Below are 12,953 nucleotides of genomic sequence, written 5' to 3' on the forward strand. Positions count from 1 at the left end.
GGTCACTTCGCCTCCTGGCCAGCGGTAAATGCGGCTTCCAGGGCCTTCTTGATCTGCCAAACCGACAACTCGTGGAAGTCGAGGCGGTCGCTGTTGCGGGTGTCCAGGGTTTCGAGGTCGAGGATCTGGGTGGCGATCTCGGTCAGGGCTTGGTCTCGGGCTTTCATGCTCTTGGCCTCCGTTGTGGTGGGGCCAGTACCGCTCTATGTCGCCGACAGATCAAGTCGATTAAGCGTGCAATTTCAATAAGGTGATCGATTGGGCCAATCCCACCGCATGTCTATGGTCGAGGCCGTCGCCAACGTGGTGATCGGCTATGGCATCGCCGTCGCCACCCAGGTGGTGGTGTTCCCGATCTTCGGCATTCACATCACCCTGGCCGATGATCTGGCGATCGGCTTGGTGTTTTTGCTGGTCTCTCTGATCAGGAGCTACATGCTGAGGCGGGTCTTTGAACGGCTGCTATGAGGATGATATTGCGGGCTTGGATTCGTCCGCCTCTGAATCTACTCTTCCGGCCTTGATTTCCGAGGGGAGAGCATCATGAGTAAATCCGCCATGTCCAAGGCCATCCGCCAAGCCGCTGGCTGCACTGTCGCCCAGGCTGATGCCGCCGTCGAAGCGGTGCTGGCCACCATCGTCGAAGGCGTCAAGACCGAGGGCCGTTTCAGCCTTATCGGTTTCGGCTCCTTCTCCAAGTCCGAGCGGCCGGCCCGTCAGGGTCGCAATCCGCGGACCGGCAAGACCATCGACATTGCCGCCTCGACCTCGATCAAGTTCAGCACCTCGGCGGCACTGAAGAAGACCCTGTAGCCAATGGCGGTTGATCCCGAGCAGGTGGCGCGCAGCGCGGACGATCTGATCGATCACTACGGTCAAACCGCTCTCGAAGTGGCCCGCCAGCAGGTTGAACGTGCGTCGAGGGCCGGTGATATGCCGGCCCTCGATCTGGCGCTGATGGTGCTGAGCGAAATCGAGCGCCGTCAGACTACAGAATCCAATTTGTAAACCCGGCCCCGGCCTTCGATCTTCTCGCTGGTGACGTCCAGGCCGAGCTTCTTCTTCAAGGCCCCGGCAATGGCTCCCCTCGCGGTGTGTGGCAACCAGCCGAACTCGGCGGTGATCTCGGCGATGCTGCTGCCCTCGGGCCGCTTCAGCATGGCGATCAGCGCCTCCTGCTTGGTGCCTTCGCGGGACTTGCGGGCCGGTTTCGCGACGTGGGCGTCCGTGGGCGGGGATTCTGCCTCGTCGGCCATATCAGTCGCCGGTTCTTCTTCCGGCGCCGTGTCCGCGCCCGTGTCGGCGACAATGCCCAACGCCGTGTAGGCGGCGGCCGTGGCAACTAGCGTTAGCGGGGTTCCGTCCTCGTCTTCGCGCCAGACCGGGGCACCGGCTTCAACCGGAATCGCCTCGATCAGGCCCTTCTTGATCATGCTGGTCAGCACCATGTCGATCGCACCGCCCTTCAAAGATGTGCTGATCGGCAGGACCAGCCCGCCCTCGCGGGCGCAGGCGGTGGCGAGGATGACGGATTGGGTGTCGGAAAGCTGAATCGTGGTCATGGTGGTTCCTCTCGGGTGCGGCGCGGTCAATCCGCGCCCTACCACCTCGAGCCCAACCGGGCGGACCCGGTCGGGCGATGCGGGAACCAAGGGCGTCAGGCGGCCATGTTGGCCAGGAGACGGCGGGCTTCGTAAATCGCCGTCCACATGGCGCGGTCATCGGCGGGCCCGTCGGTTGTTTCGATCTCGGTGGCAGCGCGGTCGATGGCCCGCAGCGTTTCCAGCATGGCGGCATTATCAGTGCGCAGGCGGTCGAGTTCGGCGGAGTCGGTCATCCATGTCTCCTTTCTTGACGGTGCTGCCGGCGAGGTCGGACGTCAGGCTGCCGCGTCGGCCATGATTTCGAAATGGGTAACGAAGCCGGTGAGGTAGGGCAGCCCGTGCGGGATGCCGGTTTCCCGCGCCGTGTGGCGGCTGATGGTCCAGGCCATCCAGCGGGCCACCGCCGCGTCAATTGCCGCCGCCAGCCCGAGACAGCGAAACAATCCGTTGGCGACGTCGTCGGCGAAGTGGCGGCCCTGGGTGCTGTCGAGGAAATCGCGCACCGCCGTGTCCGGGCAGCCGGTGGCGGTCTGGATCGCGGGCATCGCCAGTTTCCAGGCTTCGGCCGGGTCGGCATGATCGGCCATGGTACCGAAGAAGCCCCATTCGGTGTTGTTAGTCGGCAGGATCGTCATGCTGGTCTCCTCTGTTCGTGGAACCATCCATCGCTCTGTCGGCCCGGCACATCAACTGGAATAGCGGATCATTTCCTTTCGTTTTAAGGCTTCGATCATGGGGGTGTCCGTTCGCGAATATGCCCGCAGGCGTGGTGTCAGCCATACCGCCGTGCGCAAGGCGGTTCAGACGGGCCGGATTCCACAGGAGCCCGATGGCACCATCGACCCGGTAAAGGCCGACGCCGCCTGGGATTCCCAGACCGACCCGGCCCGACGGGCGGCAGCACCGCCGCCCTCAATGCCATCCCCCACCCCGAAGCCATCCTCGTCGCCATCACTCCAGCGCGAGACCGTTCCGCCATTGCCCAGCACCTCCGGCGCCACCTTCAACCAAGCCCGCACGGCCCATGAAGTCGCCAAGGCCCAGAAAGCCCGCATCCAGGTGGATCGCCTCAAGGAAGAGGTGGTCGATCGGGCGCGGGCCACCGCCCTGGTGTTCAAGCTGGCCCGGCAGGAGCGCGATTCCTGGATCACCTGGCCGGCGCGGGTCGCCGGGCAGATGGCCGCGGAGATCGGCATCGACCCGCATGTGATGCAGACCCTGCTGGAAGCCCATGTCCACGCCCATCTCGACGAACTCGCCGCCATCGAACCGAACTTCCGATGACGCGCTTGGGTTCCGTGGGGCCGATGCTGTGCTGCTGGCATGGCAGGACGGGATGCGTCCTGATCCCCGCCTGACCGTATCCCAATGGGCCGATCAGCACCGCATGCTGTCGAGCCGGGCCTCGGCGGAACCGGGCCGGTACCGCACGGCCCGTACCCCTTACATGCGCGACATCATGGACGCGCTGTCGCCTACCAATCCGGTACAGCGGGTGGTGTTCATGAAGGCGGCCCAGGTGGGGGCGACTGAAGCGGGTTGCTGCTTCATCGGCTTTGTCATCCACCATGCGCCGGGGCCGATGCTCTGCGTCCAGCCCACGGTGGAGATGGCGAAGCGGGCGTCGCGCCAGCGCATCGACCCTCTGATCGAGGAAAGCCCGGCGATCCGCGATCGGGTCAAACCGGCCCGGTCGCGTGACGCGGGCAATACCATGCTGTCGAAGGATTTCCCCGGCGGCACCCTGGTGCTGACCGGGGCCAACAGCGCTGTCGGCCTGCGCTCCATGCCGGCCCGTTACCTGTTTCTCGACGAGGTCGATGCCTACCCGGCTTCCGCCGACGAGGAAGGTGATCCGGTCGGGCTGGCCGAGGCCCGCTCGCTGACCTTCGCCCATCGCCGAAAAGTGTTCCTGGCCTCGACCCCGACCATCCGGGGCATGTCGCGCATCGAGCGGGAATACGAGGCCAGCGACCAGCGCCGGTTCTTCGTGCCGTGTCCCCATTGCGGGAGTATGCAGTGGCTGAAATTCGAGCGGCTGCGCTGGGACAAGGGCCGCCCCGAGACGGTGCGCTATCACTGCGAATCCTGTGACCAGGAGATCGCCGAGCACCACAAAGGCGCGATGCTGGCGGCAGGCGTTTGGCGGGCGACGGCCACGGGCACTGATCCCGGTACCATCGGCTTTCACATCTCGGCGCTGTATTCGCCGCCGGGCTGGCAGTCGTGGCGGGACATCGTCCGCCTGTGGGAAGCGGCGCAAGGAAATGACGATGCGCTCCGGGTGTTCAAGAACACCGTGCTGGGCGAAACCTGGACCGAATCCGGCGAGGCTCCCGATTGGCAGCGGCTCTACGATCGTCGCGAGACCTGGAGCAACGGCACCGTCCCGGCGGGCGGGTTGTTTCTCACCGCCGGGGCCGACGTCCAGAAGGACCGTGTCGAGATCGATGTCTGGGCCTGGGGGCGCAACCTGGAAAGCTGGCTGATCGACCACATCGTCATCGACGGCGGGCCGGAACATGCCGAAACCTGGGCGGCGCTGGAGCGGGTGCTGGGGCAAACCTGGACCCATGCCAGCGGCGCGGCCCTGAAGATCGCCCGTCTGGCCATCGATTCCGGCTACGAATCCTCGGCGGTCTACACCTGGGCTCGCCGGATGGGCGTCGGCCAGGTCTCGCCGATCAAGGGCGTCGAGGGCTTCAACCGCTCCAGCCCGGTGTCCGGTCCCACCTTGGTGGACGCCACCGAGGGCGGCAAGAAGATCCGCCGCGGTGCCCGGCTGTGGACGGTGGCGGTGTCCACCTTCAAAACCGAAACCTACCGCTTCCTGCGCCTGGAGCGCCCCACCGACGAGGAATTGGCCGAGGGAATCCGTTACCCGGCCGGAACGGTGCATCTGCCATCGTGGGCGGACTCGGAGTGGTGCAAGCAGTTCGTCGCCGAGCAGTTGGTGACGGTCAAAAACCGGCGCGGCTTCACCAAGCTGGAATGGCAGAAGCTGCGCGAGCGCAACGAGGCGCTGGATTGCCGGGTCTATGCCCGCGCCGCCGCCTGGATCGTCGGCGCCGACCGCTGGTCAGAGGCCAAATGGCGGGATCTCGAGAAGCAGGTGGCGATGAACGACCGGCTTCCCGCCAGTGACCCGGAGGCCGGGCAGATCCGCCGCACCGTCCGTCGCCCCCGGCGGATCATCAAGTTCAGCGGGATGCACTGATCATGACTCTCGACGAGATGAAGGCTGAGCGCGAGCGAGTGCTGGCGCGGCGCAACTCGCTGGTCGCCCGTGTCACGGTGGGCGACCGCACTGTCCAATACGACCTGACCCAGGCCAACCATGTCCTGACCGATCTGGACCGCCGCATCGCCGTGCTGGAGGGCAAGAAGCCCCGCCGCCGAATTCTCGCCGTCGCCACCAAGGGGCTGTGATCATGCTGTCGGGACTGCGCAGGAGGATCGGTGCCCTGATCGGTGGCTTCGAGGCCGCCCAGGGCAGCCGCCGGCTCAAGGGCTTCCAGCCCAGCCGCGCCCATGTCAACACCTTGATCTCCGCCACCGGTTCCGACATCACGGCGCGAGCCCGATATCTGGTCCGCAACAACGGCTATGCCCTCAATGCCGCCGAAAGCTGGACCGGCAACGCGGTCGGCACCGGCATCAAGCCGTCATCCCTGATCGCCGACAAGGATCTGAAGACCCTGGTGCAGCAGCTCTGGCTGGCCTGGACCGACGAATCCGATGCCGAGGAACTGACCGATTTCTATGGCCAGCAGCGCCGGGCCGCCCGCGAGGTGTTCATCGCCGGGGAAGTGTTCTTCCGCCTGCGCCCGCGTCGTCCGGAAGACGGCCTGACGGTGCCGCTGCAATTGCAGATGCTGCCCTCCGAGATGCTACCCCTGACCCGAACCGAGGTTCTTCCCAACGGCAACACCATCCGTCAGGGCATTGAGTTCGACCGCATCGGTCGGCGGGTGGCATATTGGTTCCTGCGCCGTCATCCCGGTGATCTCACCGACCCCGGCATGGTCGGCGAAATGGTGCGCGTTCCGGCTGCCGAAATCATCCATGTCATCGACCCGGTGGAATCCGGCCAGCTTCGCGGCGTCTCCCGTCTGGCCCCGGCCATCGTCAAGCTGTTCCTGCTCGACCAGTACGACGACGCCGAACTGGAGCGCAAGAAGATCGCGGCGATGTACGCGATGTTCGTCATCTCGCCGGCACCAACCGATATTATCGATGTGACCCCAGCCGACGATGGTTCCGGCGACCGCATCGTCGAGGTCCAGCCCGGCCAGGTGGTGCCCTTGGAGCCGGGCGAGCAGATACAGACCTCGGCCCCCGCCGATGTGGGCGGATCGTATGAGCCATTCGAGTATCGGACGCTGCTGCAGATCTCGGCCGCCACCGGCATCCCTTACGCCTATTTGTCCAACGACATGCTGAAGGCCAATTACTCCAACTCGCGCATGGCGCTGCTGGAATTCCGCCGCCGGGTCGAGGCATGGCAGCACTCGGTGATGGTCCACCAAATGTGTAGGAAAGTGTGGCAGCGCTGGTTGGATGTGGCCGTCCTGTCCGGAGCGCTCGACATTTCCGGCTATGAACGCAACCGCGCCAGCTTCATCGCCTGTTCCTGGCTGCCGCCGAAATGGGACTGGGTCGATCCGCTGAAGGACGCCAAGGCCGAGATCGAGCAGATCGGGGCGGGTCTGAAAAGCAGGACGCAGGCACTGGCCGAACGCGGCTACGACGCCGAGCAGGTGGATGCCGAGATCGCCGCTGATCGGGAACGCGAACAGCGGCTGGGACTGACCTTCGGTTCCGATCCGACACCGCTCTTGTTGCCCCCACCGACATCGTAAGGACGGACATGCACGATTTGCCCCATCTCGCGGCTCGTCTGTACGGGACGCCGCTGCTGGTCGCCCGCAGTAAGCTGGATGTGATCCTGGGTGCTCTCGGCCCCCGGCTGGCTGGGCAGTCCATCTCCTTCGACGGTGATACGGCTCCATCCGCCGATGTGGCGGTGACGCCCGACGGCATCGCCATCGTGCCGGTGGTGGGAACCCTGGTGGCCCGCTCCGGCTATCTCGGCGCCGCCAGCGGCTTGACCGGTTATGGCGACATCGCCGATGCCATCGAGGCGGCAGCCACCGATCCCGGCGTTCGCGCCATTCTGCTGGATGTGGACTCCTCCGGTGGCGAGGTGGGCGGGTTGTTCGATCTGGTCGACCACATCCAGGCCATCCGCAGCCAGTGTGGCAAGCCCATCTGGGCGGTAGCCGATGAAGCGGCGCTGTCGGCGGCCTATGCCATCGCCTGCACCGCCGACCGCCTCTACGTCACCCAGACCGGCGAGGTCGGGTCCATCGGCGTCGTGGCTGTTCACCGCGACGAATCGGGAGCCGATGCCCAGGCTGGGCTGGCGTGGACCTTCGTCCATGCCGGTGCCGCCAAGGTCGATGGCAATCCCCACCAGCCGCTGTCCGACTCTGCCCGTGCCGGTCTGCAGGCTGACGTCGATGCCCTTTATGATCGCTTCATCGCTCTGGTGGCCCGGTGCCGCAAGCAGCCGCCGGAGGCGATCCGCGCCACCGAGGCTGCGGTCTATCGCGGTGACCAGGCGGTGGCCGCCGGTCTGGCCGACAAGGTCGGCACGCTCCGCGTTGCCCTGGCCGATCTCGGAGCCGTGCTGGCGCGCCCGTCTATCCGTTCCCCCGTCCTGTCCAAACCCAAGGAGACCACCATGTCCGAGCAAACGGGGGACATCCCCGTCATCGAAACCGAGCGCCCCACTCCGGGAGCCATTGTTCCGGTGCCCGGCGAAGTAACCGCCCAGGTGGAACAGCGCCTGCGCGCCGAATATTCCGAAATCAGCGCCATCGCCGCCCAGGCCGCCCGGCTGGGCGTGACCATCGATCCCGCCGAGGCCATGGCCAAGGGCATCCGCCCCGAGGCGTTGCGGCGCACCGTGCTGGAGCAACTGGCTGAGCGCTCCGAGGCCACCGATGTGGTCGCCGCCGCTCCGGCGGGAGCCGCCCCCAAGTCCGAAGCCGAAAGCCCCATCGTCCGGCGTGCCCGTGAAGCCGCCGCCCGTAAGTAAGGAACAGCCCCCATGCCTGTGCTGACTGCTCCGCCCACCCTGGGCGATCTGCTGAAGTTCGAACTGAACGCCAGCTACACCCGCGAGACCGTCACCCTGAAGGCGGGGACCAGTTATCCCCTGGGTTCCGTGCTGGGCCGCATCTCCGCCAGCGATGAATACCGTCTGTCCCCCGCCGCCGAGGTGGTGGGGGACGAAGGGGCGGAGGTGGCCGTCGCCGTGCTGCTGGACGCGGTGGACGCCACCGATGCCGCCGTCACCGGCCTCATCGCCGCCCGCGGTCCCGTCATTCTGGCCGATGGTGCCCTGGCGTTCGATGCCTCGGTCGACCAACCTGCCGAACGGGCCGCCAAGATTGTCCAGCTTGCCACCGTGGGGCTGGTCGCCCGCGCCACCGTCTGATCGGAGCCTTTCCCATGACCCAGATCATCAATCCCTTCGACGTGGGCGGCTACTCGCTCGCCGAGATGACCCAGGCCATCAACATCCTGCCCAACCTGTACACCCGGTTGGGCCAGATGGGGCTGTTCCGCTTCGAGGGCGTCACCCAGCGCAGCGTCATCATCGAGCAGGCCGAGGGTGTCCTCAACCTGCTGCCCACCGTTCCCCTGGGCGGCCCGGCCACCGTCGCCAATCGTGATGCCCGGTCCATGCGCTCCTTCACCGTGCCGTGGATTCCGCACGATGATTCCATCACCCCTCAGGACGTCCAGGGCGTGCGTGGCTTTGGCGTCGCCGATGCCGCCGATCCGCTGGCCACGGTGATGGAACGCAAGCTGACCCGCATGCGGAGCAAGCACGCCCAGACTCGGGAGTTCATGGAGGTCAATGCGCTCCGCGGCATCATTCGCGACGGCTCCGGTGCGACCCTGTACGACTACTTCAGCGAGTTCGCCCTGAGCCGCCAGCAGGTGGATTTCACCCTGGGTACCGCCACCACCAATGTCCAGGCCAAGATCCGCGAGACCTTGCGCAAGGTGGAGACCGAACTGAAGGGCGAGACCATGACCAGCGTGCTGGCCCTGGTCAGCCCGGAATTCTTCGACAAGTTGATCAGCCATGCCAAGGTCGAGCAGGCGTACCAGTACTATTCCTCGACCGGTGCTCAGCCGCTGCGGGAAGACGTCCGCCGCCGCTTCCCCTTCGCCGGCATGGTGTTCGAGGAATACAGCGCCACCGTCACCCTCTCCACCGGTGCGACCGAAACCCTGATCCCGGCCGGCGAGGGCATCGCCTTCCCGCTGGGTACCATGGACACCTTCGTCACCTATGGCGCCCCGGCCAATCTGATCGAAACCGTCAACACCCTGGGCGTTCCCATGTATGCCCGGCAGCTTGCCCGCCAGGATGGCAGCGCCATCGACGTCAAGACCGAGGCGTCGATCCTGCCGGTCAACAAGCGGCCGCGTCTAGCGGTGCGTCTGTTCTCGGGCAACTGACCATGACCGCCTTTGCCGACGCCATCGACGACCTGTTCGCCGATCCGAACATGGCGGTTACCGTCAGCTACCAGGGCCGGTCCATCCGCGCCCTGGTACGGCGGCCCGACCGCGATATCGAATTCTCGGACGTCACCGTGCATACCAGCACGGCGGTGTTCGAGATCCGGCGGCGGGAGGTTCCGGCACCCCAGGCGGGGGATGTGATCGTCCACGATGGCGACAGCTTCGTCGTCCAGGGCGAACCCCGTCTGGATGCCGAGCGGCTGGTTTGGACAATCGACGTGAGACCGGCATGAAACTGGCGGCGGCTATTTCCGGCGATCTGCGCAAGATCATGGCCGAGGAAATCAAGGCCGCCGAGGACGCGGTCACCGCCGCCATGCGCCAAGCCGCCGACGGGTTGAAGGCCGACCTCCGCCGCCAGGTTACCGAGGCGGGCATGGGCCAGCGCCTCGCCAAAACTTGGCGGGCCGAGCTTTATCCCAAGGGTCGCAAAAGCATCAAGGCGGCGGGCTTCGTCTTCACCAGGGCTCCCACCATCATCCGCGCCTTCGACCAGGGTGCCGTGATCAAATCCAAGCACGGCTTCTGGTTGGCCATTCCCACACCCGCCGCCGGAACCGGCGCCCGCGGCAAGCGCATGACGCCCGGCCTATGGGAACAGATGCACGGCAGCCGGTTGCGGTTTATCTACCGCCGGGGTGCCCCCTCGCTGCTGGTGGCCGAGAACATGCGGGTCCGCACCGGCAAGCGGGGTGGTTTCGCCAAGGGCAGCGCCTCGGCACTCCGCTCCGGGCGTGGGATGACCAGTGTGGTGATGTTCATCCTGGTGCCGCAGGTCTCCTTGAAGAAGCGCCTCGACGTGGACGGCGTCGCCGAGCGGTGGGCTTCGGCGCTGCCGGAGATGATCGTCAGGAATTGGCCGTAACGCTGATCAGAACAATCGTGAATCGAACAAAAAGGGCCGCCGCGATATGACCTGAATGTGTTGTGCGTGGCCATGAAGTGGATTGATCAAGACGTTCCATTCTTCGGGCAGGATGATCGACGGCACCCGCAGAATCGCCGATCTCCCCGAGGCGAGCCACGCGTCGCCAAAGGCCCTGGCCGTCTCCACCGCTTGGGGCGGGGCGTCTTCGAATTCCGCGTCGCCGGTCTCTACCGCGAATAGCCGGTAATCCTCGGGCAGAAGGTCGAGAGGCAGGTCCATATGGACGCGAACCTCAAGAACGGCCAGCGCGGCCGACCCGGCGCAATACACGGCGGGCCGCCCTGGTGAATTCCAGCGCCCCCCGAACATGCGGGCACCCTCGCCGTCCAGGGCGGAATGGGCCTCACGGGCCAGTCGCCACAGACGCATCAGGCGGCGATCCCATGGGCTATGCGGCCCAAAATGATTTCGACTTCACGAGCCCCTTCCTCGGTATCGAGCAGATCGAGGGGAACCTCATTCGCCAGCGCGCTGGTGGGCCGCCGTAGCCAGCGATGCGCCTTGTCCTGGGTGCCAAAGACTTCCTCGGCGACAGCCAGGACACGGGCGACCCGCATTAGACGGTCGGATTGATCCACGGTCAGGGTGCCGATGCGCTCCCGATGGGCAAGAGTCTTGCGCGGCAGCACCACCCGGTCGGTCTCCGCTCGGGACAACCGCCCCGACTGCATCAGGGCATGGACGGCGTTGACGGGCAGTCCGGCCCGAACGGCGCGAATCAGGTCGAACTGATTGACGATCAGCGAACCGACGACCGAAGGGCCTCCGACGACGTCGATGATGGCGGTTGGCGTGGGCATAACGGCTCTCCTTGGCGATATGCCCAGTATGTACGTGCAAATGGCCGAAATGCAAGGGTGATGATCCATGCCAACCGTCCGCGAACAGATCCTCGCCGCCCTGCTGGTGCGGCTGGAAACGGTGCCCGGTGCCACGGTCAAACGGGAGGCGCCTTTGCCGGAAGCGGTCCCCGCCGGTGGCCTGATCATCCTGCGTGACGGTGATCCCGGCGACCCGGAGGTGCTGCTATCACCGCTCTCCTATCTCTGGGAACACCAGACCGAGGTCGAGGTGATCATCCAGCGTGGTGCCTCCGACGAAAGCGCTGCTTTGGACACCTTGCTGACGGCGGTAGGGGCGGCGCTGGCCGCCGACCGTTCCCTCGGTGGTCTGGCGGAATGGCTAGACTGGGGCGCTCCCAAGACTTCCGGCCTAGCCATCGACGGAGCTGCTGCCCTGCGCGGCGCCACGGTACCGATCACCATCCATTACGGCTCCAGCGACCCGCTGGGCTGAGCCACATCTTATATATGGGAGTTCCCCATGGCGAAAACTCGGGCCTATGGCGCCGATTGCATCCTGCTGGCCGCCTTCGAGACGGTTTATGGCACCCTGCCTGCCGATGGCTATACCCGGCTGTCGTTCAAGGAATCGAGCCTGGGGGCCGAGCGTCCGCTGGGCTACGACCCGCTGCTGGGCCAGGGCCGTGACGCCCAGGACCCGTTCTACGAGGCGATCAAGGACGAAGGCGAAATCGGCGTGCCGCTGGATGTGCGGGCGCTCGGCTTCTGGCTGAAGGGTCTGTTTGGCACCCCCGCCACCGCCGATAACGGTGACGGCACCTTCGACCATGTATTCACCTCGGGCGGCACGCTGCCCAGCCTCGCCATCGAGGTCGGCCATGCCCAACTGGCGGTACCGAAATTCTTCCGCCATGGCGGGGCCAAGCTGGACAAGCTGTCCTTCGATATGGCCCGCTCCGGTGCCGCCAACGCCACCCTCTCGGTGATCGCCCAGGGCGAGGCCGAGTCCGCCACCACCATTGATGCCACCCCGACCACCTTCGCCCTGAAGCGGTTCAGCCAGGGCAGCGGTGCCATCCGGGTCGGCGGTGGCCAACTGGCCAACGTGGTGGGCGGCAAGCTGTCGTTTTCCAACAACCTGGAGCGGGTCGAGACCATCCGCGCCGACGGGCTGATCGACGGTGTTGATGAGACCGAGGCTACCGCCGAGGGTTCGGTGGATGTCCGCTTCGGTACCGACACCACGCTGACGTCCGCCATCGCCGCCGAGAGCCCGGTGGAAATGGAATACGGTTTCACCATCCCCGGCTCGCCCTTCGCGCTGACCTTCCATCTGCCCCGTGTCTTTCTGCCCAAGAAGAAGCAGGAGATCAAAGGTCCCGGCGGCATCCAGGCCAGTTACGACTGGCGGGCGGCCCGCGGTCCGGTGGCCGGGTATCTGCTGCGGGTCACCCTGGTCAACGACGTCTCCTCCTATTGAAGGCGGCTCCCATGATCCGACTCTCCCTGCCTAAGGAGCCGTACTGGCTCGATCTGCCCCATGGGGTGCGGGTGTTCGTGCGCCCGCTCAATACGGCTGTCTACGAGGCCGCCCGGTCGCGGGGCTGGCGCATGGCCCGCGCCATCGCCGCCGAGCATGCCGATCTGAAAGCCGCCGGGGCCGATATTACCGGCCTGCCGGATCTGTCTGACGAGGACGCCCTGGCCGGACTGTCGCAGATGCTGTTCGCGCAGGGCCTCGCTCGTTCCGCCATCACCAAATGGGAGGGCGTGCTGGACGAGGCCGATCAACCGGCGGAAGTCACCGACACCGCCATCGCCGAGTTGATGCAGCTTCCCCGCATGGCCGAGTCCTTCGTCGTCCAGTACACCGAAACCCACGAAGCGGTCATCGCCGAGGGAAACGTCTCCAGGCCCGCGCCGAATGGCACTTCGGCGGCGGGCCTGACTACTGCCGAGGCTGCGGCGGAAACTGCGACTGCCCCTACGACCGCAACGCCCCCCTGACCG

Annotated in this window: 21 protein-coding genes; 15 read left to right on the forward strand and 6 right to left on the reverse strand. The window is 65.9% G+C overall.

The genetic code is table 11. From position 1 onward, the window contains the following. Nucleotides 1-2: 2 nt before the first annotated feature. The gene (locus H261_RS25780; protein ID WP_008617346.1) at nt 3-167 is read right to left on the reverse strand and encodes a DUF6900 domain-containing protein; all 165 of its coding nucleotides are present in this window, start codon (nt 165-167) and stop codon (nt 3-5) included. A 109-nt stretch (nt 168-276) separates the two neighbouring features. Between H261_RS25780 and H261_RS10795 the strand changes: the two genes are divergently transcribed. From H261_RS10795 to H261_RS10805, 3 genes are all read left to right on the forward strand, one after another. Continuing rightward, nucleotides 277-468 carry a DUF7220 family protein gene (locus H261_RS10795; RefSeq protein ID WP_235062914.1) on the forward strand — a complete coding sequence of 64 codons (192 nt, stop codon included), beginning with the start codon at nt 277-279 and terminating at the stop codon, nt 466-468. 75 nt (nt 469-543) lie between these two features. Beyond that, nucleotides 544-813, forward strand: coding sequence for an HU family DNA-binding protein (locus H261_RS10800; RefSeq protein ID WP_040476237.1), 270 nt, complete (start codon nt 544-546; stop codon nt 811-813). Between the two features lie 3 nt (nt 814-816). Further along, on the forward strand, nt 817-1,008 hold the full coding sequence (locus H261_RS10805) for a hypothetical protein (RefSeq protein ID WP_040476238.1): 192 nt from the start codon (nt 817-819) through the stop codon (nt 1,006-1,008). On the opposite strand, the gene H261_RS10810 is transcribed toward H261_RS10805, so the two are convergent. From H261_RS10810 to H261_RS10820, 3 genes are all read right to left on the reverse strand, one after another. Continuing rightward, nucleotides 984-1,562 carry a DUF3489 domain-containing protein gene (locus tag H261_RS10810; protein ID WP_008617350.1) on the reverse strand — a complete coding sequence of 193 codons (579 nt, stop codon included), beginning with the start codon at nt 1,560-1,562 and terminating at the stop codon, nt 984-986. The two genes, H261_RS10805 and H261_RS10810, sit on opposite strands and share 25 nt — an antisense overlap. Before the next feature lie 95 nt (nt 1,563-1,657). Further along, nucleotides 1,658-1,837, reverse strand: coding sequence for a hypothetical protein (locus H261_RS10815; RefSeq protein WP_008617351.1), 180 nt, complete (start codon nt 1,835-1,837; stop codon nt 1,658-1,660). Nucleotides 1,838-1,879: 42 nt separating this feature from the next. Next, nucleotides 1,880-2,239, reverse strand: a complete 360-nt coding sequence (locus H261_RS10820) for a hypothetical protein (protein WP_008617352.1) — start codon at nt 2,237-2,239, stop codon at nt 1,880-1,882. Between the two features lie 97 nt (nt 2,240-2,336). Here H261_RS10820 and H261_RS10825 point away from each other — a divergent pair, with 97 nt between their 5' ends. Genes H261_RS10825 through H261_RS10865 form a run of 9 tightly spaced genes read left to right on the forward strand, consistent with a single transcriptional unit; the run spans nt 2,337 to nt 10,077 of the window. Then, nucleotides 2,337-2,888 carry a hypothetical protein gene (locus tag H261_RS10825; RefSeq protein WP_040476241.1) on the forward strand — a complete coding sequence of 184 codons (552 nt, stop codon included), beginning with the start codon at nt 2,337-2,339 and terminating at the stop codon, nt 2,886-2,888. Nucleotides 2,889-2,940: 52 nt separating this feature from the next. Then, on the forward strand, nt 2,941-4,821 hold the full coding sequence (locus H261_RS10830) for a phage terminase large subunit family protein (protein ID WP_008617355.1): 1,881 nt from the start codon (nt 2,941-2,943) through the stop codon (nt 4,819-4,821). A gap of 2 nt (nt 4,822-4,823) precedes the next feature. Then, a complete protein-coding gene (locus H261_RS10835; RefSeq protein WP_008617356.1) occupies nt 4,824-5,033 on the forward strand; it encodes a hypothetical protein in 210 nt (69 codons plus the stop codon). Nucleotides 5,034-5,035: 2 nt separating this feature from the next. Beyond that, nucleotides 5,036-6,466, forward strand: coding sequence for a phage portal protein (locus H261_RS10840; RefSeq protein ID WP_040476260.1), 1,431 nt, complete (start codon nt 5,036-5,038; stop codon nt 6,464-6,466). An 8-nt stretch (nt 6,467-6,474) separates the two neighbouring features. Beyond that, nucleotides 6,475-7,707 (forward strand): S49 family peptidase, encoded by a 1,233-nt coding sequence (locus tag H261_RS10845; protein WP_008617359.1) that lies wholly within the window; start codon nt 6,475-6,477, stop codon nt 7,705-7,707. Between the two features lie 12 nt (nt 7,708-7,719). Then, nucleotides 7,720-8,109 carry a head decoration protein gene (locus H261_RS10850; RefSeq protein WP_008617360.1) on the forward strand — a complete coding sequence of 130 codons (390 nt, stop codon included), beginning with the start codon at nt 7,720-7,722 and terminating at the stop codon, nt 8,107-8,109. Between the two features lie 14 nt (nt 8,110-8,123). Next, the gene (locus H261_RS10855; RefSeq protein WP_008617361.1) at nt 8,124-9,146 is read left to right on the forward strand and encodes a major capsid protein; all 1,023 of its coding nucleotides are present in this window, start codon (nt 8,124-8,126) and stop codon (nt 9,144-9,146) included. Between the two features lie 2 nt (nt 9,147-9,148). Beyond that, nucleotides 9,149-9,445, forward strand: a complete 297-nt coding sequence (locus tag H261_RS10860; protein ID WP_008617362.1) for a head-tail joining protein — start codon at nt 9,149-9,151, stop codon at nt 9,443-9,445. After that, nucleotides 9,442-10,077: a DUF6441 family protein gene (locus tag H261_RS10865; RefSeq protein WP_008617363.1), complete on the forward strand. Its 636-nt coding sequence runs from the start codon at nt 9,442-9,444 to the stop codon at nt 10,075-10,077. Before H261_RS10860 ends, H261_RS10865 begins: the two co-directional genes overlap by 4 nt. 6 nt (nt 10,078-10,083) lie before the next feature. Here H261_RS10865 and H261_RS10870 read toward each other — a convergent pair whose 3' ends face one another. Both H261_RS10870 and parS read right to left on the reverse strand, forming a co-directional pair. Continuing rightward, nucleotides 10,084-10,509, reverse strand: a complete 426-nt coding sequence (locus tag H261_RS10870; RefSeq protein WP_008617364.1) for an RES family NAD+ phosphorylase — start codon at nt 10,507-10,509, stop codon at nt 10,084-10,086. Further along, nucleotides 10,509-10,940, reverse strand: a complete 432-nt coding sequence (parS, locus tag H261_RS10875) for a type II RES/Xre toxin-antitoxin system antitoxin (RefSeq protein ID WP_008617373.1) — start codon at nt 10,938-10,940, stop codon at nt 10,509-10,511. The genes H261_RS10870 and parS overlap by 1 nt, the downstream gene beginning before the upstream one ends. Nucleotides 10,941-11,007: 67 nt before the next feature. On the opposite strand from parS, the gene H261_RS10880 reads away from it, so the two are divergent. Genes H261_RS10880 through H261_RS10890 form a run of 3 tightly spaced genes read left to right on the forward strand, consistent with a single transcriptional unit; the run spans nt 11,008 to nt 12,950 of the window. Continuing rightward, nucleotides 11,008-11,436, forward strand: a complete 429-nt coding sequence (locus H261_RS10880) for a hypothetical protein (RefSeq protein ID WP_008617376.1) — start codon at nt 11,008-11,010, stop codon at nt 11,434-11,436. A gap of 27 nt (nt 11,437-11,463) precedes the next feature. Further along, nucleotides 11,464-12,423, forward strand: a complete 960-nt coding sequence (locus H261_RS10885; protein ID WP_008617378.1) for a phage tail tube protein — start codon at nt 11,464-11,466, stop codon at nt 12,421-12,423. Between the two features lie 11 nt (nt 12,424-12,434). Beyond that, complete coding sequence (locus H261_RS10890; protein WP_008617379.1) at nt 12,435-12,950, forward strand: hypothetical protein; 516 nt, start codon at nt 12,435-12,437, stop codon at nt 12,948-12,950. Nucleotides 12,951-12,953 lie beyond the last annotated feature (3 nt).

Origin of the sequence: Paramagnetospirillum caucaseum (assembly GCF_000342045.1) — a bacterium.
In the GTDB taxonomy this organism is placed as follows: domain Bacteria; phylum Pseudomonadota; class Alphaproteobacteria; order Rhodospirillales; family Magnetospirillaceae; genus Phaeospirillum; species Phaeospirillum caucaseum.

Bases quoted from the DNA above. Each gene is read 5' to 3' on its own strand.
- H261_RS25780 (WP_008617346.1), bottom strand. From the start codon at position 167: ATGAAAGCCCGAGACCAAGCCCTGACCGAGATCGCCACCCAGATCCTC.
- H261_RS10795 (WP_235062914.1), top strand. From the start codon at position 277: ATGTCTATGGTCGAGGCCGTCGCCAACGTGGTGATCGGCTATGGCATC.
- H261_RS10800 (WP_040476237.1), top strand. From the start codon at position 544: ATGAGTAAATCCGCCATGTCCAAGGCCATCCGCCAAGCCGCTGGCTGC.
- H261_RS10805 (WP_040476238.1), top strand. From the start codon at position 817: ATGGCGGTTGATCCCGAGCAGGTGGCGCGCAGCGCGGACGATCTGATC.
- H261_RS10810 (WP_008617350.1), bottom strand. From the start codon at position 1,562: ATGACCACGATTCAGCTTTCCGACACCCAATCCGTCATCCTCGCCACC.
- H261_RS10815 (WP_008617351.1), bottom strand. From the start codon at position 1,837: ATGACCGACTCCGCCGAACTCGACCGCCTGCGCACTGATAATGCCGCC.
- H261_RS10820 (WP_008617352.1), bottom strand. From the start codon at position 2,239: ATGACGATCCTGCCGACTAACAACACCGAATGGGGCTTCTTCGGTACC.
- H261_RS10825 (WP_040476241.1), top strand. From the start codon at position 2,337: ATGGGGGTGTCCGTTCGCGAATATGCCCGCAGGCGTGGTGTCAGCCAT.
- H261_RS10830 (WP_008617355.1), top strand. From the start codon at position 2,941: ATGCGTCCTGATCCCCGCCTGACCGTATCCCAATGGGCCGATCAGCAC.
- H261_RS10835 (WP_008617356.1), top strand. From the start codon at position 4,824: ATGACTCTCGACGAGATGAAGGCTGAGCGCGAGCGAGTGCTGGCGCGG.
- H261_RS10840 (WP_040476260.1), top strand. From the start codon at position 5,036: ATGCTGTCGGGACTGCGCAGGAGGATCGGTGCCCTGATCGGTGGCTTC.
- H261_RS10845 (WP_008617359.1), top strand. From the start codon at position 6,475: ATGCACGATTTGCCCCATCTCGCGGCTCGTCTGTACGGGACGCCGCTG.
- H261_RS10850 (WP_008617360.1), top strand. From the start codon at position 7,720: ATGCCTGTGCTGACTGCTCCGCCCACCCTGGGCGATCTGCTGAAGTTC.
- H261_RS10855 (WP_008617361.1), top strand. From the start codon at position 8,124: ATGACCCAGATCATCAATCCCTTCGACGTGGGCGGCTACTCGCTCGCC.
- H261_RS10860 (WP_008617362.1), top strand. From the start codon at position 9,149: ATGACCGCCTTTGCCGACGCCATCGACGACCTGTTCGCCGATCCGAAC.
- H261_RS10865 (WP_008617363.1), top strand. From the start codon at position 9,442: ATGAAACTGGCGGCGGCTATTTCCGGCGATCTGCGCAAGATCATGGCC.
- H261_RS10870 (WP_008617364.1), bottom strand. From the start codon at position 10,509: ATGCGTCTGTGGCGACTGGCCCGTGAGGCCCATTCCGCCCTGGACGGC.
- parS (WP_008617373.1), bottom strand. From the start codon at position 10,940: ATGCCCACGCCAACCGCCATCATCGACGTCGTCGGAGGCCCTTCGGTC.
- H261_RS10880 (WP_008617376.1), top strand. From the start codon at position 11,008: ATGCCAACCGTCCGCGAACAGATCCTCGCCGCCCTGCTGGTGCGGCTG.
- H261_RS10885 (WP_008617378.1), top strand. From the start codon at position 11,464: ATGGCGAAAACTCGGGCCTATGGCGCCGATTGCATCCTGCTGGCCGCC.
- H261_RS10890 (WP_008617379.1), top strand. From the start codon at position 12,435: ATGATCCGACTCTCCCTGCCTAAGGAGCCGTACTGGCTCGATCTGCCC.